The organism is Streptomyces sp. NPDC005574, from assembly GCF_040605435.1.
Lineage (GTDB): Bacteria > Actinomycetota > Actinomycetes > Streptomycetales > Streptomycetaceae > Streptomyces.
This window is the reverse complement of record NZ_JBEXCW010000022.1, coordinates 38638-56562: the sequence shown is the minus strand read 5'-3', so window position 1 is coordinate 56562 and position 17925 is coordinate 38638. Positions and strand designations below refer to the sequence as shown.

15 protein-coding genes and 1 pseudogene are annotated in these 17925 nt (G+C 73.2%); 5 read left to right on the top strand and 11 right to left on the bottom strand.

Annotation, left to right across the window (positions count from 1 at the left end):
* Nucleotides 1-42: 42 nt before the first annotated feature.
* The 4 genes from ABZT03_RS17170 to ABZT03_RS17155 form a co-directional block, all read right to left on the bottom strand.
* Nucleotides 43-1812 carry an FAD/NAD(P)-binding protein gene (locus ABZT03_RS17170; RefSeq protein ID WP_356039805.1) on the bottom strand — a complete coding sequence of 590 codons (1770 nt, stop codon included), beginning with the start codon at nucleotides 1810-1812 and terminating at the stop codon, nucleotides 43-45.
* The gene (locus ABZT03_RS17165) at nucleotides 1809-2003 is read right to left on the bottom strand and encodes a hypothetical protein (protein ID WP_356039802.1); all 195 of its coding nucleotides are present in this window, start codon (nucleotides 2001-2003) and stop codon (nucleotides 1809-1811) included. Before ABZT03_RS17165 ends, ABZT03_RS17170 begins: the two co-directional genes overlap by 4 nt.
* Nucleotides 2004-2419: 416 nt before the next feature.
* On the bottom strand, nucleotides 2420-3136 hold the full coding sequence (locus ABZT03_RS17160; protein WP_356039799.1) for an ATP/GTP-binding protein: 717 nt from the start codon (nucleotides 3134-3136) through the stop codon (nucleotides 2420-2422).
* A gap of 159 nt (nucleotides 3137-3295) precedes the next feature.
* Nucleotides 3296-4555, bottom strand: a complete 1260-nt coding sequence (locus ABZT03_RS17155) for a DUF5685 family protein (RefSeq protein ID WP_356039796.1) — start codon at nucleotides 4553-4555, stop codon at nucleotides 3296-3298.
* Between the two features lie 300 nt (nucleotides 4556-4855).
* Here ABZT03_RS17155 and ABZT03_RS17150 point away from each other — a divergent pair, with 300 nt between their 5' ends.
* Nucleotides 4856-5296: a cell division protein SepF gene (locus tag ABZT03_RS17150; protein WP_356039793.1), complete on the top strand. Its 441-nt coding sequence runs from the start codon at nucleotides 4856-4858 to the stop codon at nucleotides 5294-5296.
* A 38-nt stretch (nucleotides 5297-5334) separates the two neighbouring features.
* Here ABZT03_RS17150 and ABZT03_RS17145 read toward each other — a convergent pair whose 3' ends face one another.
* Together ABZT03_RS17145 and ABZT03_RS17140 are read right to left on the bottom strand one after the other, a co-directional pair.
* Nucleotides 5335-6525, bottom strand: a complete 1191-nt coding sequence (locus ABZT03_RS17145; protein ID WP_356039790.1) for an acyl-CoA dehydrogenase family protein — start codon at nucleotides 6523-6525, stop codon at nucleotides 5335-5337.
* Between the two features lie 214 nt (nucleotides 6526-6739).
* Nucleotides 6740-8392, bottom strand: coding sequence for an MFS transporter (locus ABZT03_RS17140; RefSeq protein WP_356039788.1), 1653 nt, complete (start codon nucleotides 8390-8392; stop codon nucleotides 6740-6742).
* Between the two features lie 261 nt (nucleotides 8393-8653).
* On the opposite strand from ABZT03_RS17140, the gene ABZT03_RS17135 reads away from it, so the two are divergent.
* Together ABZT03_RS17135 and ABZT03_RS17130 are read left to right on the top strand one after the other, a co-directional pair.
* On the top strand, nucleotides 8654-9916 hold the full coding sequence (locus ABZT03_RS17135) for a hypothetical protein (RefSeq protein WP_356039785.1): 1263 nt from the start codon (nucleotides 8654-8656) through the stop codon (nucleotides 9914-9916).
* Between the two features lie 238 nt (nucleotides 9917-10154).
* On the top strand, nucleotides 10155-11168 hold the full coding sequence (locus tag ABZT03_RS17130; RefSeq protein WP_356039782.1) for a phosphatase PAP2 family protein: 1014 nt from the start codon (nucleotides 10155-10157) through the stop codon (nucleotides 11166-11168).
* A gap of 97 nt (nucleotides 11169-11265) precedes the next feature.
* On the opposite strand, the gene ABZT03_RS17125 is transcribed toward ABZT03_RS17130, so the two are convergent.
* From ABZT03_RS17125 to ABZT03_RS17110, 4 genes and pseudogenes are all read right to left on the bottom strand, one after another.
* On the bottom strand, nucleotides 11266-11481 hold the full coding sequence (locus tag ABZT03_RS17125) for an I78 family peptidase inhibitor (protein WP_356039779.1): 216 nt from the start codon (nucleotides 11479-11481) through the stop codon (nucleotides 11266-11268).
* Nucleotides 11482-11967: 486 nt separating this feature from the next.
* Nucleotides 11968-12930, bottom strand: a pseudogene (locus ABZT03_RS17120) (YafY family protein); the annotation flags it as partial.
* A 94-nt stretch (nucleotides 12931-13024) separates the two neighbouring features.
* On the bottom strand, nucleotides 13025-13681 hold the full coding sequence (locus ABZT03_RS17115; RefSeq protein WP_356039776.1) for a transglycosylase family protein: 657 nt from the start codon (nucleotides 13679-13681) through the stop codon (nucleotides 13025-13027).
* A 104-nt stretch (nucleotides 13682-13785) separates the two neighbouring features.
* Nucleotides 13786-14469, bottom strand: coding sequence for a transglycosylase family protein (locus ABZT03_RS17110; protein ID WP_356039773.1), 684 nt, complete (start codon nucleotides 14467-14469; stop codon nucleotides 13786-13788).
* 540 nt (nucleotides 14470-15009) lie between these two features.
* Between ABZT03_RS17110 and ABZT03_RS17105 the strand changes: the two genes are divergently transcribed.
* The gene (locus tag ABZT03_RS17105) at nucleotides 15010-15792 is read left to right on the top strand and encodes a hypothetical protein (protein WP_356039771.1); all 783 of its coding nucleotides are present in this window, start codon (nucleotides 15010-15012) and stop codon (nucleotides 15790-15792) included.
* A 172-nt stretch (nucleotides 15793-15964) separates the two neighbouring features.
* Nucleotides 15965-16378 (top strand): hypothetical protein, encoded by a 414-nt coding sequence (locus tag ABZT03_RS17100; RefSeq protein ID WP_356039768.1) that lies wholly within the window; start codon nucleotides 15965-15967, stop codon nucleotides 16376-16378.
* Nucleotides 16379-16432: 54 nt separating this feature from the next.
* Here the strand turns inward: ABZT03_RS17100 and der are convergent, their stop codons facing one another.
* Complete coding sequence (gene der, locus ABZT03_RS17095) at nucleotides 16433-17908, bottom strand: ribosome biogenesis GTPase Der (RefSeq protein ID WP_356039766.1); 1476 nt, start codon at nucleotides 17906-17908, stop codon at nucleotides 16433-16435.
* Nucleotides 17909-17925 lie beyond the last annotated feature (17 nt).

The following is a 17925-nucleotide window of genomic DNA, read 5'->3' as shown; positions in this document are numbered from 1 at the left end:
GGGTTCCTTCGGTGACGTTCGGGAGGAGGGTGCCGACACGGGCTACGCGGCCGTGCGACACGCGAGCGCCCGCAGGAACGCCAGCGCGGTCCGCGCGGTGGCGTCGTTCTGCCGGAAGGCGGGCCCGCCGGTGCGCGGCCGGGTGAAGGCGCCGGAACCCCGCGCGTCGGTGTGCGGCCCGAGCGCGAACCGCCGTGGGTGCGGCCGTCCGGAGCGGTCCAGGACGCGTCCGTCGGCGGGGTCCACGGAGAGCAGTCCGTCGGGGGTGGCGGCGGCCCCGTCCTCGTGCAGTTCCCGCAGCAGGGTGTCGCGGGCCCGCTCGACGGTGGGGCTCGGCAGCCGCGCCTCGACCAGGGCCCGCGCCCGGACCGCGTGGCCCGGCACGGTGGGACTCGACGCCCGGAACTCCCCGTCCTCGGCGGTGACGGTCATGTCGGCGCCGAGGAAGCCGAGGACACCCGCGCGGGAGAGGGCGAGCATCTGCCGCAGCCGGGGCCCGGGCGGGCCGGACGCCAGGTAGCTGAAGAAGCCGTGCCACCAGGGGCCGACGTCGCCGAGCCGCACCAACTGGCCGTAGACCGAGAGCAGTCCGAGGAAGACCGCCTGGTCGGGGCTGTGCGCGGGGTCGTGCCGGCGTCTCAGGTCCTCCTCGACGTAGTCGCGCAGGCCGTCCTGGAAGGCGTCGTAGGAGACGTGGCGGACCCCGTCCAGCGGACGGTCGAGGGCGGCGAGGTCGAGCCGGTCGGCGGGGTCGGGCACGGCGGAGGCGACGAGGGCCTCGCGCTCGGCCGCGTCGGCGGCCGCGTACTTCTCCTCGAAGTCGGTCCAGGCCATCCGGGTCCGCCCGGGCAGGGCGGTGAACAGCCGGTGGTAGTGGGCGAAGCCCAGTTCCTTCTCCACCAGCGGCCACACCTCGCGCCGGAAGTCGGGACGGCCCGGCCCCGCGAGCAGGGCGTCGACCTCGGCGGGCCCGAAGAAGCGTGGCAGCGGCGGCCGTTCGCCGCTCCAGTCGTAGCCGATCTTCGAGTGGTACGGCACTCCGCGGCGCGAGCCGACGTGGAGCAGGGGTTCCCGTCCGGACGGGTGGTAGGTCAACTCGCCGTCCGCGCCGGTCTCGTAGCGTCCGCCGCGGCCCTCGGTGAGCAGCGCCATCAGGTCGACGAAGGCGAGTCCGAAGCCCCGGACGATGACGGGTTCACCGGGCGCGAGCGCGGACAGGTCGCTGTCGGCGGTGAAGTCCGGCGGCAGGTGGACGAGGTTGTGGCGGGCCGCGTGGGCGGCCAACTGCTGTTGTTCCTCGTCGAGTTCAGCGTCGAGGTGGCCGAGGGCGAGGACCACGAGGTCGGCCAGGAGGGGGCGCGGACGGTCCTCCAGCCACACCTGCTGGCGTCCCTCCCGCGGTCCGCAGACCCGCAGGGCACGCCGCGGGTGGTGGTGGACGGTGACGGACGGCGGCAGGGCGGCCACCGCCCGCTCGTACACCCAGCGCAGGTAGGACCCCTGCGACTGCCGGTCCGCGAAGGTGCGGCCGTCGATGCCGGCCCACTCGTGCAGGGTCGGGCCGGGACGCACCGGCCCGGCCATGTCCACCGTCTCGTCGGTGAACATCGTGACGTCCTCGGCGTGCGAGTTCATCCACAGCAGCGGCGACTGCTCCTCGCGCCAGATCCGCCCGGCACCCGGCGGATAGGGGTCGACCAGGTGGATGTCGAGTCCCGAACCGGCGTACAGCTCGGGCGCGTTGGCGGCGATGCGCTCGATGAGACCGGTCCCCCGCGGACCGGCCCCGACGATCACCAGGGAGGGTCTCATCGGACGCGCTCCGACCCGCGGGCGTAGTGCTTCCCCGCGAAGGGGTACAACGCGCCGGTGTCGAACCACGGCGGCGGGACGACGGCGGCCGTCCACCGGCCGAGGCGGCGCTGCGGGACGGTCCGCGGGGAGTCCGCGTCCTCGGGTGTGTCCGGTGAGGTGGGGGCTTGGGCGAGGGTGGGGGAAGACATGGAAGGCTCCGTGACGTCGAGTCGGTCGAACTCGGGTGGGTGCCTTCACACGGATGCGCGGGAAACGCGCCGCGCGGCGCTGTCACGGTCGAGCCCCTCAGCAGGACCGCGCACCGAGAGTACGGCGGCGTTTCCCCCAGCTGTCAAGGCTGTCCACACTCTGGTCGTCACGTCTCAAGTCGGTTGACTCACCACCGAATGCCTGTTCCACTTGCCCCATGCATCCGCAGCAGTGGCTGGTCACGCGCTCCCACATCGACTTCGGTCGAGTGTGGTCCTCTTCCTGTTGAGCTGACCCCCTGCGCGCCCCGATTCCTCGGGGCGCCTTTCGCGTTCCCCTCCTCGCACCGCCTTCACACGCGCACCCTCCCCTCGCCCTGCCCCCTCGCTTCGCCCTTCTCGATCTCCACCCACCATCAACGGACCGCTCCACGCCTCCCCGCCGGAACCGAAGAACCAGTGCTCGTCCGCGGGGGTGCGGGGCGTTCGCGCGCGAGGACCGCGGACGGCTGCCGCGCGGGGCCGTGTGCCCCGGCCACCCGGTCCATCAGTACGGCCAGCACATCCCGTACGGACGCCCGGTCGCGCGCGTCGCACTCCAGGACCGGCACCTCGGCGCCCAGTCCCAACGCGGCCGCGACCTCGTTCAGTTCGAACCGTTCGGCCCCGTCGAACCGGTTGACGGCGAGGACGAACGGCGCCCGCTGCCGCTCGAAGTAGTCGACCGCGGGGAAACACTCCTCGATGCGCCGCGTGTCCGCGAGGACCACCGTGCCGAGGGCGCCCTCCACCAGGTCGTCCCACAGGAACGAGAACCGGTTCTGACCGGGTGTGCCGAACAGGTACAGCGCGATCGTGGGGTCCAGCGTGACGCGGCCGAAGTCGAGAGCGACGGTCGTCGTCGTCTTGGACTCGACGCCGGCCAGCGAGTCGACGCCGACCGACACCTGGGTGATCGGCGCCTCCGTCTCCAGTGGGCGGTCGATCTCCGAAATGGCTCTGATGAAGGTCGACTTGCCCACCCCGAGCCCCCCGCTGACCACGATCTTCACCGCCAGCGGCACGATCCTGCCGGAGCGTCCGGACGCCGGCTGCCGGGTCCCCGGCCCTTTCGCTGATCCTTTCGCGACCATACCCGGCTCTACGTCGGGCGGCTCGTGGCCGTTCATCCGGGCGGGAAGCTTGAGGAAGCCTTCACCGTCAGCCGGGGTGCCGACTCCCCGACCTCCCGTCCCGTGCCGCTCGTTGGTCCCGCCGGGTCAGGGAACGGTCGTCGTGCCCCGGCCGCTCGCTCACAGCCCGCAGTCGCAGCACGAGCAGCATTCACAGCACTCGCAGGCTTCACAGCAGTCGCAGCAGTCGCAGTCACAGTCGCTGCACCACCCCTCGCGCCTCTGCCGCGACCACGGCCCCTCGTACTCGTCGGCGCAGCACACCCGGCAGGTGCAGCACAGCCCGAGGGCGACCGCGCACCCCGACCAGAACCCGCGTCTGCCGGGCCGCGGCGGCTCCCCGCCGAAGGGATTGCCGCCGTGCGGACGCCCGCTGTAGGGGTTGCCGCCGTAGGGGTTCCCCGGCGCCTGCGGTGTGTGGGATCCGCCGTGCTGCGGGGGCCCGAAGGCGGCCCCGGGGGCGGAACCCGTGTCCGGGGCGGTGTGTCCGCAGGACGACACCCCGAACGCCCGGTCCACCGAGCGCCGCAGCTCGTGCACGAGCAGCAGATGCGCCAGCTTCCCGTCGGCGTTGCGCCGGTCCGGCGACGCGTCGTGACCCCAGGCCACCTCACGCAGGGCGAGCCGTATGCCGTGCAGCGCGTCGTCCGCGAGGCGCCGGGCCTCGGCGAGCGAGGTGCCGGTGGCCGTGAGCGGGTTCCAGGCACCCGACGCGGCGTCGGCGGCCTGGTCCTCCACGGCGTCCAGGAGGTGCGCCAGCCGCCCGAAGAGACGCCCGGCCTCCGCGAGCGGCACGGCGTTGCCCGGCCGCCCCGCGAGCACGGCGGTGTGCGCGAAGGCCGCGGCGGTGGCGGTCTCGGTGGGCTCGGTCACCGTGAGGATCGGGGTTCCCGCCCCCGCGAGCGCCTCGATGCCGGCCTGCCGCTCCACGGCGTCGACCAGGACGGCCGTGTCGAACCCGACGTCCAGGCCGGTCCGCGCCCCGGCCCTGCCCCAGCTCACGGCGACCCGGCGGGCGGCGAGCGCCACCGGTCGGCGGGCCAGCAGCCCGTCCCCGTCTGTTACATGGTCACGTACCTTGGCGGAGGCGAGCACCAGGGAGACGGCCGCCGCGAGCCGGGCGCCCTCACCCTGAGCTACGGACGCGGTGCGCATTCCGCGCAGCGGACAGGGCCCGGCGGTACGCGTCCGCCCTTCGCCGCCGCTTTCCTGAGCCTGTGTCAGAACGGAGACGAGAAGACCGTCGTAGTTGGTGACCACACGCGCGAACTGGCCGTGATCACCGCGCAACGCGAGACACAGCCCGCACAAATGCGCCATCCACTGGGCTTTGAGGCTCTCACCGAGCCGATGGGTGCAGGGCCTGACGATTCCGAACACGACGATCCCCCGAGGTGCGTGCGGCGTTGGACTGCGCTGAGCTGCGCATCGTACCGAGCGTCGCGGTTCACCCGTACGCCCCGTCCGTCACCCGTACGCCGTGAAGAATCATATTTCACTCACAGTCAGCAGTTGTTTGCGAAACGGCCCTTGGGACACACGGACTCTCGACGTATTCGCTGTGCACCAGTACCGTCACAAACCCCCCGCGCGGCGTCTATCCACTTGGCGCACAGTCCGCATCATGGATGACCATAGGGATGCGGAAAGCAAGAATGACCGCTGTGAGAGGAGGCGTCCATGGGATCGGTGCGCAAGGCGAGTGCCTGGCTGGGCCTCGTTGACGACAACGATGACGAGCGTTACTACGACGACGACGGATACTCCGAAGGGACCGAGCCCGGGGAAGCCTGGGTCACCGATCCGAGAGTGAAGGTGGCCGCGGAGGTCGCCGAGGCGAAGGAGCGCCGGATCGGCACGGTCACTCCGGACAGCTTCCGGGACGCGCGCGCCATCGGCGAGCTGTTCCGGGAAGGAGTGCCCGTCATCGTGAACCTCACGGCCATGGACGCCGCCGACGCCAAGCGCGTGGTCGACTTCGCGGCCGGGCTGATCTTCGGTCTGCGCGGTTCCATCGACCGCGTGTCCAACCGCGTGTTCCTGCTGACCCCCGCCGACACGGAGATCGTGAACGGGGACCCGGCACCGCACCGGACGGACGGCTTCTTCAACCAGAGCTGAGGCAGGGCCGCTCATCGGCCCTGCCCGCTACCGGGGGGTCAGCGGAAGGCGTCGAGTCCGGTGAGCGCCTTGCCCAGCACGAGCTGGTGCATCTCGACGGTGCCCTCGTAGGTGAGCACCGACTCGAGGTTGGTGGCGTGCCGCATCACGGGGTATTCGAGCGAGATCCCGTTGGCGCCGAGGATGGTCCGGGCCGTACGGCAGATGTCGATGGCCTCGCGCACGTTGTTGAGTTTGCCGAAGCTGACCTGCTCGGGACGCAGGCGGCCGGCGTCCATGCGCCGCCCGAGATGGTGGGCGAGCAGAATCCCCTTGTGCAGTTCGAGGGCCATGTCCGCGAGTTTGGCCTGGGTGAGCTGGAAGCCACCGATGGGCCGCCCGAACTGCTCCCTCGACTTCGCGTAGCCGACGGCGGTCTCGAAGCAGGAGCGCGCCGCCCCCATCGCCCCCCAGACGATGCCGTAGCGGGCGTGGGAGAGGCAGCTGAGCGGGCCCTTGAGGCCGACGACCTCGGGCAGCACCGCGTCGGCGGGCAGCCGTACGTCGTCCAGGACGAGTTCGCTGGTGACGGAGGCGCGCAGCGACCACTTGTGCTTGATCTCCGGGGCGGAGAACCCGGCACTGTCGGCGGGCACCACGAACCCGCGGATCCCCTCGTCGGTCTGCGCCCAGACGACGGCGACCTGCGCGACCGACCCGTTGGTGATCCACATCTTGCGCCCGTTGAGCACCCAGTCCCCGCCGTCGCGCTTGGCGTGGGTGCGCATGGCGGCCGGGTCGGAGCCGTGGTCGGGTTCGGTCAGGCCGAAGCATCCGATGGCCTCGCCGGCGGCCATCCGCGGCAGCCACTCCTGCTTCTGCTCCTCGCTGCCGAAGCGGTGCAGGGCGTACATGGCGAGGGAGCCCTGCACGGAGACGAGGGACCGGATGCCGGAGTCGGCCGCCTCCAGCTCCAGACAGGCGAGCCCGTACTGCACGGCACTGGCCCCGGCGCATCCGTAGCCGGTGAGTGACATGCCCAGGGCGCCGATGCCGCCGAGTTCGCGGGCGAGGTCACGGATGCCGGGCAGCTCACCCCGCTCGTACCAGTCGGCGACGTGCGGCAGCACACGGTCCGCGGCCCAGGCGCGCACGGTGTCCCGGACGGCCAGGTCCTCCGGGTCCAGCAGATCGTCGATGCCGAGCGGGTCGGCGGGGTCGAACGGGGGCAACTTCGAGGACGCGGACATGGGGACACCCTCCGGCACACTGAAAACTAGCAGCGCTAGTCACGATTCCGGCCCGACGTTACGACGCCGCGCCCGACACGTCCAGTACGCGGGGCGTGTACGGGGCGGACGGGGGTGGCAGAGACGCCGGGGCGGGTAAGGGGCGGACGGGGGTGGCAGAGACGCCGGGGCGTGTACGGGGCGGACGGGGGTGGGAGAGCTACGGGACCGCGAGTCACGCCGAGACGCGGGACTCCGCGACCTCCCGGGGCGCGGGCACGCCCACCGACCCCGGCACCGAGCCGGGTCCCGGTTCGGTGCCGGGTCCCGGTTCGGTTTCCGCTCCCGCCTCCTCGCACTGCATCACGCGCGGCAGCCGCAGCGCCATCACCGCGCCCAGCAGCAGCAGTCCGGCGCTGACCAGCAGGGTCATGTGCAGTCCGTGCACGAAGCAGTCCCGCGCGGTGCGCCGCAGGGCCTCACCGGCGGGGCCGCCGAGCCGTCCCGCGACGTCGTACGCCTCACCCAGGGAGTGACTCGCCGCGGCCGAGTCCGCGGCGGGAACGCCCGGTACGGACGCGAGCCCCGGCGCGTACGCCGCGTTCATGACGCTCCCGAGCAGCGCGATGCCGATCCCGGCGCCCAGCTGGTAGGAGGTCTCCCCCACCGCCGCCGCGCCGCCAGCCTGCTCGGGCGGGGCCTCGCTCAGCATCGACTCGTACGCGCCGAACAGGGTCGTCTCCAGCCCGAAGCCCAGCAGCAGGAACCCCGCGAGCAGCAGGCGCGCGTTGTCCTCGCCGCCCATCGCGGTCAGCAGGACGACGGCGGCGGCGGTCATGCAGAAGCCGGCGCACACCATCCGCCGCGGTCCGAACCGGCGCAGCAGCCGCGCTCCGGCCAGCCCCGCCGCCATCGCCGCGATCGTGAGCGGCAGCAACCTCAGTCCGGTCTGCAGCGGCGACAGGTCGAGCACGAGTTGGAGGTACTGCGCCGCGATGAGTTCCAGGCCGACCAGGGCGAGCATCGCCAGCACGATGCAGCCCACCGACGTGCTGAACGCCGGGCGGGCGAACATGCGCAGGTCCACCAGGGGGTGCGTGCGCCGCCGCTGCCGGCGTACGAAGAGCACGATCAGCGTGGCGCCGACGAGCAGCGGCACTGCGGTGAACACGTCGAGTTCCCCGCCGCCGAGCCGTTTGACGCCCAGCACCAGCGCGAACAGCCCGGCGGCCGCCGTCAGCGCGCCGACCACGTCCCAGGGACCGTCGACGGCCCCGCGCGACTCGGGCAGCAGCAGCCGCCCGACGGGCAGGCTGACCAGCATCAGCGGGATGTTGACGAGGAAGACCGAGCCCCACCAGAAGTGTTCGAGGAGGAAGCCGCCGAGCAGCGGGCCGATCGCCGCGCCCACCGCGGCCACCGCGCTCCAGATACCGATGGCGAGCGCCCGCTCACGCCGGTCGGGGAAGACCTGGCGGAGGATGGAGAGCGTGGCCGGCATGATCATCGCGCCGCCGACGCCCAGCAGGGCGCGGGCCACGATGAGGACCTGGGCGTCGTGGGCGAGGGCCGCGAGTCCGGACGCGACGCCGAACAGGGCGTATCCCAGCAGCAGGATCCGTCTGCGGCCCACCCGGTCGCCGAGCGTGCCGAAGAGGATCAGCAGCGAGGCGCAGACCAGGGGATAGACGTCGACGATCCAGAGCAGCTCGATCGCGCCGGGCTTGAGGTCCTCGGTGACCGCGGGCACCGCCACGTGCAGCACGGTCGCGTCGAGGGCGACGAGCAGCAGGCTGGTGCAGAGGACCACGAGGACGACCCAGCGGTTGGCACCGGCCCCGGCCGCCCGACGGCGCAGCGTGGCGGCGGCCGTGGTCGTCCCGGACATGTACGTACCTCCCAGATGTTCCCTCGCGTTCGGCGGGGCTCACGGGGCGGGGACTCCCCGTGACTCGGCCGGGGAGGAGCGGTGGTCCCCGGCCCGCGCAGCGAATGGCGAGTGACGAGCCAATGTACGCGAGTTCGAGCCGGTGCCCAGTGGCGGACCTCACGAGCCCCCGCCCAACCCGTGTGGCGTACGCCACTCCCCCGGGCGGTGGGCGCACCCCGGTCGGCGGGCCGGGTGCGGACGCCGTCGATAATCGGGCCCGTGACCGATCTCGAGACGCGCGCGGCCCGGCCCGGTGCCACGGCCCTGCGCCGCGCGGCCCCGGCCCTCCTCGGGTACGCGGCCGTGCGCGCCCTGGGCCTGGTCGCGCTGGCCCTGTGGAGCGCGGCGCGCGGCAAGAGCGCGTACACCCTGCTGACCGCCCGCTGGGACGCCCTCTGGTACACCAGGGTCGCCGAGCTCGGGTACGGCTACGAGGTGCGCCTGCCGAACGGCGACGTCCACTCGAACCTGGCGTTCTTCCCGCTGCTGCCCTGGCTGGAGCGGGCACTGGCGGCGGTGAGCCCGCTGTCGTACGCCGACGCGGGGTTCGTCGTGTCCCTGCTCGCCTCGCTCGCCGCGGCCTGGGGGATCTTCGCGGTCGCGGACCAGGTGTACGGCCGCCGCGCGGGGGTGTGCGCCGTACTGCTGTGGGCCGTCCTGCCGGTGGGGATCGTGCAGTCGATGGCGTACAGCGAGTCGCTGTTCACCGCGCTCGCCGCCTGGTCGCTGTACGCGGTGCTGACCGGGCGGTGGCCGGCGGCGGGGGCACTGGCCCTGCTGGCGGGTCTGACCCGCCCGGTGGGGCTCGCCGTGGTGGCCGCGGTGTGGGCGGCGGGCATCGCCTCGTTCGTGCGGGAGCGGAGCGGGGCGCGGGTGGGCAGCGCCCACACCGGCGAGGGCGCCCCGGATCCGGCGGCCGATGCCCGTCCCCGGCGCGACCCGGCGGCGGACGGCGCGCTATGGGCCACACGCGCCCCTGGTGTCCGGGCCCGGCGCGCCCTCGGCATGGCCCTCGCCCCGCTCGGCGCCGCCGGGTACGTCCTGTGGGTCGGCCACCGCACCGGCGCGGGCCCGCTGGGCTATCTCGACGTCCAGGCGGGCTGGCGCAACGGCTTCGACGGCGGGTACGCCTTCGCGCGCTTCGTCGCCGCCAAGTTCACGTCCCTCCCCTCGGCCCTGGCCGGCGTCGGCCTGATCGTCGGGGTCGCCCTGCTCGCCCGGCTGTACGTCGTATGTGTGCGGCAGCGCCAGCCCCTCCCCCTTCTGGTGTACGCCGGGGTCGTCACCGCGCTCGCGCTGTGCGCGTCGAGCTACTTCGGCTCGAAACCACGGCTGCTGCTGCCCGCCTTCCCCCTGCTGTTCCCGCTCGCCCTGGCCCTGGCCCGGCTGCGTATCCCCAGGTCGGCGCTGGTGGTGGGCTGCGTCGCGCTGGCGTCGGCCGTGTACGGCGCGTTCTGGCTGAACGGATCGGGCCCGCCATGATCGTGCGGATGCCCCGTGTGAGCGGCCGGATAATTCCACCCCATGATTCGGTGAACGAATTCATAAGCGCGATTAAACCGCGACGCGGAATGATCAATGGAATTGAAGGGCCGGCTCGGCCCGGATTGTTGAATCGCTGGAAATAAACGTCCCGCTGAGAGGAATCCCACATCACATCGTCATCACAAAGCCGCTGATTCGACGGGGAACTGAGCTCACTCGCTGTAACGTCGATTGGGTGCGTACCAAACGAAACCTCACCCGTCTGGACCGGGTGTTCGCCAGACTCGACCGTGAGCCGGAACGACCGGCTCACATCGACGTGCCGAAGATGAGCCGGCACCGGGTCGTGCTGCTCTGCGCGTCCCTGGCCGTCTATCTGGCGATCGTGTGGGCCGTGGTCATCACCTCGTGGCTGGTCCGTCTCGACTGGCAGGTCATGTTCTTCCGGCCCTACCAGCAGTGGCCGGAGATCCACGCCTTCCTCGACTACTACGTCGTCCTCGGCCAGCGCGGCCCGACGGCCGTGATGGTCGCGTCCTGGCTCGGCTGGCGCTCCTGGCGGCAGCACACCCTCCGCCCGCTGCTCACCCTGGGCGCCTCCCTGCTGCTGCTGAACATCACGGTCGGCGCCGCCAAGCTGGGCATGGGCCGCCTCGGACCGCACTACGCCACCACCATCGGCGCCAACGAGATGGGTCTGGGCGGCGACATATTTCCCAGCGGCCACACCGCCAACGCGGTCGTGACCTGGGGCATCCTGGCCTATCTGGCCTCCACCCCGCGCGCCCGCCGCTGGCTGTCCGCCATCTCCGCGGTGACCTCCCTGGGCGTCGGCCTGACCACCGTCTACCTCGGTACGCACTGGCTGAGCGACGTCGTGCTCGGCTGGATCGCCGGCCTGCTGATCCTGCTCGCCCTGCCCTGGTGCGAGCCGCTGATCGCCCGCGCCGAGGACGCCCTCTTCGACCTGCGCGACCGCTGGCGCGCCCGCCGCGGCGCACCGGCACCCGTGCCGGCCCCGCCCGTCGGCGCACCCGTCCCGGTCACGGCACGCGGCGGCGACGAACCCGCCGCGCCAGAACCGGTCCCCGCGTCCCACTCGGCCCGGGCGCCCGCCTACCATCTGGCGCCGGGCCCGCACACGACCCGTTCCGAGCGGACCCCGGTCACGCCGGTCGGCAGCCGCCGCCCGCCGCACCCGGAGCGCGTCACGCGCGGCACGGCCGCCCGCCCCGTGGCGGGTGGCTGACCTCTCGGCGGACGGGGGCCGGTACGCACCGCCAGACCCCCCGCGCACACGACGGCCCCGGCTCCCCCATCGGAGAGCCGGGGCCGTCGCCGTCCGGTCAGCCCTTCCAGGCCCGGCCCACGCGGCCGTCCTTCACCTCGAAGTTCAGCCGTCCCGCGCGGTACTCCATGGTGATGATCGCGCCGGGCGGCAGCGAGCGCACGGTCGTCCACCCCCGCTCGCGGGCGAGCCGCTCGGCCCGGTCGACGTTCAGGCCGACATACGTGTCCGGGGTGTCGTCAGGTTCGGCGGGTGGTGTCGGAATCGGTGCCATGCGGCCACGCTAGGCCCTGTCCCAGGACCGGGGAAGCCCGGGGCCCCGCGGTGGTCACGCATCGTCCGCCGGTCACACTTCTGTCACAGGATCACGACACGCGTGTCCTCCGAACTCCGTCACCCGAACGGGGGGTTCCGTGCCCCTTCCGGCCGTATTCGAACTCAATTCCCGCCGGCCCCGACAACCCGGCGAATAGCCCCGCGAAAAAGGACCGTTAGAAGCGTCCCAGAGTCCTTTCGGAGCCGATTCCGGCCGACTTCGCGCGGACCGGCACGGCATGGGAAATACACGGTTCCGGCACAGAATCCCCGCACATCGCCCGCCGGCTCCCAGGCGCCTCGGCTCTCCGCAGGCTGCGCGTACGAGGGGAACGGGGACGCTCCGGCGCCCCGCGAGGGAGCGCTCTCAGGGGGCCGGCGCGGTGCCGCCCCCAGGCCCCGCCGGGCGCTCCACGGCGCCGTGCGCGGGAGCGGCTGAGTCCTCACTCCGGGCGAGGGCACGGGCCAGCCGGCCGTGCGCCACGCGGATCGCCTCGGTCAGTTCCGCCGGCTCCAGCACCTCGAACTCGAAGCCCTGCAGCATCACGTGGATCACCATCACGTCCAGGCTCGCCGCCCCCGTCCGCAGCACGCAGGCGTCCGGGCCGTCGGGCTCCAGCGTCCCGACGGACGGCGAGATCCGCTCGGCGGCCTCGGCCGACGGCACCAGCAGCCGGACCGCCGCGCGCGAGGCGTACGCGCGGGTGGAGACGCCCCGGGAGACGTAGGCGGCGAGGTCGTCGGCGGGCGGGGTGCGCGGGGCGAAGCGCGGGCCGTGCGGCGGCTTCGGGGTGATGCGGTCCGCGCGGAACGTCCGCCAGTCCCCGCGGTCGACGTCCCAGGCGACCAGGTACCAGCGGTGCTCGGTGCACACCAGGCGGTGCGGTTCGACGGTACGGCGGGAGGGGACGCCGCCGTGGTCGCTGTACTCGAAGCGCAGCCGCTCGGTGTCACGGCAGAGGTTGGCCAGCTCGGTGAGGACGGCCGGGTCGACGGTGGAGGGCCGGGGGCCGCGCAGCATCGGCACGGTGAAGGCGTTGAGGGCGGCCACCCGGCGGCGCAGCCGGCCCGGCAGGACCTGCTCCAGCTTGGCCAGGGCCCGTACCGAGGTCTCGCCGATCCCCTCGACGCCCTGTCCGGCGGCCGTCCGCAGACCGACGGCCACGGCGACCGCCTCGTCGTCGTCCAGCAGCAGCGGCGGCAGCTCGGCCCCCGCGCCGAGCTGGTAGCCGCCGCCCGTGCCGGGGCTGGCGTGGACGGGATAGCCCAGCTCGCGCAGCCGGTCCACGTCCCGGCGGACCGTGCGCGCGGTGACGCCGAGCCGGCCGGCGAGGTCGGCGCCGGACCACTCGCGGTGGGCCTGGAGCAGCGAGAGCAGACGCAGCAGACGTGCCGAGGTCTCCAACATGCGGCCGAGTCTGCCAGCGGTCGCGGACAGGTGCTGTCCGCAAGGGAAGAACGCCCTGGGGCCCCGGGACCGGAGGGAGGCTCCGGGACGGGGGTCAGCGCAGGGGCGGGCGCGTGGGCGCGTCGGCCGGCGGCAGACGACGGGGCGCCGGGGTCAGCGGCGGCCCGAACGCGGCGGGGGCGCCCGCCGGGGGCAGGACACGGGCCGAGCCCTTGGGGATGACCAGCAGGGCGCCGGGCTTCAGCCGCTCCGGCCGGCTGCCGATGACCTCGCTGTTCGCCGCGTAGAGCGCCGTCCAGCCGCCCTTGACGCCGTAGAGGCGGGCGATCGACACGAGGGTGTCGCCGGGGGCCACCGTGTGCATACGGCCCTTGAGTCCGTAGCGGGCCGCGCACACCCGCCAGGCCCCCCACCCCTGGACGGCGAGCACCTTGCGGGCCACGGCGATCTGTTCGGCCCGGGTGGCGAGGTCCGCGCGCGGGGCGTGGGCCAGTCCGCCGTACGCCTTCCAGGTGGGCTGCCAGAACTGGAGTCCGCCGTAGAAGCCGTTGCCGGTGTTGGCGTGCCAGCGTCCGCCGCTCTCGCAGTCGGCGACGCACCCCCAGGGCCACTCGTCGCTCGCGCACGCGGGAGACGTACGGGTCGGGGGCGGGCCGGGCAGGGGTGGTGGTGGTGCCGCGTACGCCACGGCCGGGGCGAGGACGGCGAGCAGGGCGGCGGCGAGGACGAGCGGGAGCGGCTTCGACGGCATCGGCCCACGCTACGCAGCGCGCCCTCCTCGGCCGCCCCGGCGCGTCCGGTGTGCCGCTCGCCCCACCCGGTCGGCGGACCGGGCGGGGCTCCTCACGGGTGTGCTCAGACGTCGATGCGCTGTCCGGGCACGATCAGGTCGGGATCGGCGCCGAGGACGGCCCGGTTGGCGGTGTAGAGGCGCTGCCAGGTCGTGCCGTGGCGGGCGGCGATCGCGCTCAGGGTGTCGCCCGGGCGGACGGTGTAGTCGCCGCGGGAGGCGCCGCGGTTCGGGTGGCCGGCCGGACGCCCCGGTGCCTTCGCGGGGGCTGCCTCGGGGGCCGGCTCGGGAGCAGTCTTCGGCGTGGCCGTCGAGGGAGCGGACCGCGCGGCCGAGCCGGTCGGGACGGCGGGGGCGCCCGGGGCGCTTCCCTGGGCTCCGGCCCGCGCCGAGCAGGTGGGCCAGGCGCCCCACCCCTGGGCCCGCTGGACCTTGGCGGCCACGCTGATCTGCTGGGGCTTCGAGGCCCCGTCTGCGGTCGGCGCGTAGGCCGTGCCGCCGTAGGCACGCCAGGTGCCGGCGGAGAACTGCAGTCCGCCGTAGTACCCGTTGCCGGTGTCGATGTGCCAGTTGCCGCCGCTCTCGCACTGGGCGATGCGGTCCCACACCCCGCCGTCCGCCGCCGCGGCGCCGCCGGTCGCGGCCAGGACCCCGAGGGGCGCGAGCAGCGCCGCGCCGGCGAGGACCGCCGTCGTGCGGACCGGGGTCCGGCGGGAGTTGTCATGGGTGTTGCCGGCACATGAGGACATGGAGTTCCCTCTCCACGGACCCGGGCTCCCCCGGAGCGGGACGCCCCGCGCCGCGCGTCGTACGCGGTCGTCGCGTCCCGCCCCGTCCGCCGGCGGTGGTGGTGCTGTGAGCCGTCTGAATGCGGCCGGCGGACTACCCAAGCGGTGCTCGTTGCACACGGCGGAGCAATGTAGGGAGCCGGTCCGCCCGGCAGCAAGCATCTGCCTGTCGTTCCAGGCCAGTTCGCCATTACCTTGGGTATCGGCGATTTCCGGACACCCACTTCATTCGCCGATTTCATGATTTGTCGACCAGCCGCACCGGTACCCTGTGACCCAGTTCACCGCCTCAACTCCCTTCCTACTGCACGTACTTGACTCAGAGTGCCAGGTTCCACACACAGCGTGACCCTGCGGGTCGCCGGTCGGATTCCGTTCGTCATGGGGCGTGACTCCCGCCACAGATCGCCCGTTGTCTTCTTCATGAGCCCGGGAGCCACCCGGTTCACGGAGCGGGAGCCACCCGGCCCCGCCACGCACCACATCCCGAGGGAGCCCCCCGTGCCGCGCATGCTCGACGTCAGCGACGAGGTACGCGCCGAGATCGGCGACGAAGAAGCCGCCCGGCTGCTCGCCGGCGAGAACGCCCCCGGCGGTTACGACTGCACGTCCTGCCGCACGCAGGGCGACTCGGACCAGGAGCGCACCAGCACCGTTCTGTTCATCGGTGACGAGACCGCCGTCCTCGCGTTCGCCCACGCCTCCTGCCTGCCCTCGCAGGTCGTCCAGGTCACCGAGGAGCAACTCCGGGGCGCGGTGCGGTCCATCACCGGCGACACCGTCGACCTGGAGCCCGACAAGATCATGCCCGAGCAGGCCGTGCTCGGCGTGACCAGCGGACTCGTCCTGATCGCCGGGGAGTTGCACCCGGCCCTGGTCGTCGAGCCGACCGCGCCGGTCGTGCGCCCCGGGGAGACCGGCCTCGGCGACGACTTCCTGCCGCTGCTCATCGAACAGGGCTTCATGCCGCTGACCGCGATCGAGTCCGCGCCGGGCGTCCTGCACGGCTGGTCCGTGCTGCTCGCCGCGGGCCGGCTGCACGCGGTGCTCCAGCCGGGCGCCGACGGCGGTCCCCCGGTGGCCTGGTGGCAGGCGCACCAGCCGCTCCAGGTCACCGAGAGCTGGCGGGCGGCCGCCAACAAGCACCAGCAGGTGCTGATGTTCGCGGCTCCGGTGGGCTCGATCGGGCGGCAGCCGCGGGAGGACCTGCTGCGCGGCGCGCTGGACAAGGCCGCGGCCAACGGGAAGCTGGTCGCGGCGGCGCTGCCGCTGGCGGGCACCTGAGCACGGCGGGCCCGGGAGGCGGGCGAACGCGGCCCGCGAAGGCCCCCGGGCCACGCCCCCACACCCCCGGCGACGCCCCCTGCCGGCAAAACCCCACGTCGGCAGCGGCCCCGCGCCCCGGAGGCATGCGGTACGCCCGCATCCCCTGAGGGCCGGGGTCGTTTGGACATACGTGCACGCATACGACGTCTCCCGCCGCCAGCCCCTCCCGTCGATCCCGTCCGCGCGGCCGGCCCAGGATCACCAGGGCGGCCCCTCGGCCACGCCGATCTACGACGCGCTCTACGCCGAGTACGTCAGGTCCTTCCGCTCGCTGCCGGGTGACCGCAGCGGCGAGGAGGATCTGGGCTTCACCGCCTTCGGGAACCTCCCGTACGCCGCGGGCTCGTTCGGCGGTCACCGCTCGGGGTCGTTCAGCAGCTCGTACAGCGCCTACAGCGCGGGCGCCCACAGCGCCCGCCACACGGCGGCGCAGCAGCAGTCGCCGTGGCAGCGCGTCGGCCAGCTCGGGCAGGCCGGCCAGCAGGGCAACGGGCTGCACCACGTCCCGGCGGCGCTGCCGCCCGGTCCACGCCGGGGCCTGTGACATGCGGGAAGGGCGGCCCCGGTCGGGGCCGCCCTTCCCGCATGTCAGGGGCTACTACTTCTTCGCGCCGCGCTTCTCGCGGACCCGCACCGAGATGTGGATCGGGGTGCCCTCGAAGCTGAACTCCTCACGCAGCCGGCGCTCGACGAAGCGCCGGTAGCCCGCCTCGATGAAGCCGGAGGCGAAGAGCACGAACCGCGGCGGCTTGGTGCCGGCCTGGGTGCCGAACAGGATGCGCGGCTGCTTGCCGCCCCGGATCGGGTGCGGGTGCGCGGCGACCAGCTCGCCGAGGAAGGCGTTCAGGCGGCCCGTGGGCACCCGGGTCTCCCAGCCGGCCAGGGCGGTCTCGATCGCCGGGACCAGCTTCTCCATGTGCCGCCCGGTGCGCGCCGAGACGTTGACCCGGGGCGCCCAGGCGACCTGGGCGAACTCGGTCTCGATCTCCCGCTCCAGGTAGTAGCGGCGCTCCTCGTCGAGGTTGTCCCACTTGTTGTAGGCGATGACGAGCGCGCGGCCCGCCTCGACGGCCATGGTGACGATGCGCTGGTCCTGCACGGAGATGGACTCGGAGGCGTCGATGAGGATGACGGCCACCTCCGCCTTCTCCAGGGCGGCCGCGGTGCGCAGCGAGGCGTAGTAGTCGGCGCCCTGCTGGAGGTGGACGCGCTTGCGGATGCCCGCCGTGTCGACGAACTTCCAGGTCGTGCCGCCCAGGTCGATCAGCTCGTCGACGGGATCGCGGGTGGTGCCGGCGACCTCGTTGACGACGACGCGCTCCTCACCGGCCACCTTGTTCAGCAGCGAGGACTTGCCGACGTTGGGGCGGCCGATCAGGGCGATGCGGCGCGGTCCGCCGGTCGCCGTGCCGAAGGTCTGCTCGGGCGCCTCCGGCAGCGCCTCCAGGACGGCGTCGAGCATGTCGCCGGTGCCGCGGCCGTGCAGCGCGGAGACCGGGTGCGGCTCGCCGAGCCCGAGGCCCCAGAGGTACGCCGCGTCGGCCTCGCCGCTCAGGCCGTCGACCTTGTTGGCGGCGAGGACCACGGGCTTGCCCGCCTTGCGCAGAAGTCGTACGACGGCCTCGTCGGTGTCGGTCGCGCCGACCTTGGCGTCGACGACGAACACGACCGCGTCGGCGGCCTCGATGGCGTACTCGGCCTGCGCGGCCACGGAGGCGTCGATGCCGAGGACGTCCTGCTCCCAGCCGCCGGTGTCGACCAGCTTGAACCGGCGGCCGGCCCACTCGGCCTCGTAGGTCACGCGGTCGCGGGTGACGCCGGGCTTGTCCTCCACGACGGCCTCACGGCGGCCGATGATGCGGTTCACCAGAGTCGACTTGCCGACGTTCGGGCGGCCGACGACGGCCAGGACGGGCAGCGGTCCGTGACCGGCCTCGTCGATGGCGCCCTCGACGTCCTCGACGTCGAAGCCCTCCTCCGCGGCGAGCTCCATGAACTCCGCGTACTCGGCGTCGCCGAGCGCTCCGTGCTCGTGCCCCCCGGCCGGGCCGTCGGGCTGGATGTGGTCGTTCATGAAGTCCGTACCTCGTC

What these genes read in the sequence shown, in the direction of transcription:
- ABZT03_RS17170 (WP_356039805.1), bottom strand. Translation starts at nt 1,812, where the DNA reads ATGAGACCCTCCCTGGTGATCGTCGGGGCCGGTCCGCGGGGGACCGGT.
- ABZT03_RS17165 (WP_356039802.1), bottom strand. Translation starts at nt 2,003, where the DNA reads ATGTCTTCCCCCACCCTCGCCCAAGCCCCCACCTCACCGGACACACCC.
- ABZT03_RS17160 (WP_356039799.1), bottom strand. Translation starts at nt 3,136, where the DNA reads ATGGTCGCGAAAGGATCAGCGAAAGGGCCGGGGACCCGGCAGCCGGCG.
- ABZT03_RS17150 (WP_356039793.1), top strand. Translation starts at nt 4,856, where the DNA reads ATGGGATCGGTGCGCAAGGCGAGTGCCTGGCTGGGCCTCGTTGACGAC.
- ABZT03_RS17145 (WP_356039790.1), bottom strand. Translation starts at nt 6,525, where the DNA reads ATGTCCGCGTCCTCGAAGTTGCCCCCGTTCGACCCCGCCGACCCGCTC.
- ABZT03_RS17140 (WP_356039788.1), bottom strand. Translation starts at nt 8,392, where the DNA reads ATGTCCGGGACGACCACGGCCGCCGCCACGCTGCGCCGTCGGGCGGCC.
- ABZT03_RS17125 (WP_356039779.1), bottom strand. Translation starts at nt 11,481, where the DNA reads ATGGCACCGATTCCGACACCACCCGCCGAACCTGACGACACCCCGGAC.
- ABZT03_RS17115 (WP_356039776.1), bottom strand. Translation starts at nt 13,681, where the DNA reads ATGCCGTCGAAGCCGCTCCCGCTCGTCCTCGCCGCCGCCCTGCTCGCC.
- ABZT03_RS17110 (WP_356039773.1), bottom strand. Translation starts at nt 14,469, where the DNA reads ATGTCCTCATGTGCCGGCAACACCCATGACAACTCCCGCCGGACCCCG.
- der (WP_356039766.1), bottom strand. Translation starts at nt 17,908, where the DNA reads ATGAACGACCACATCCAGCCCGACGGCCCGGCCGGGGGGCACGAGCAC.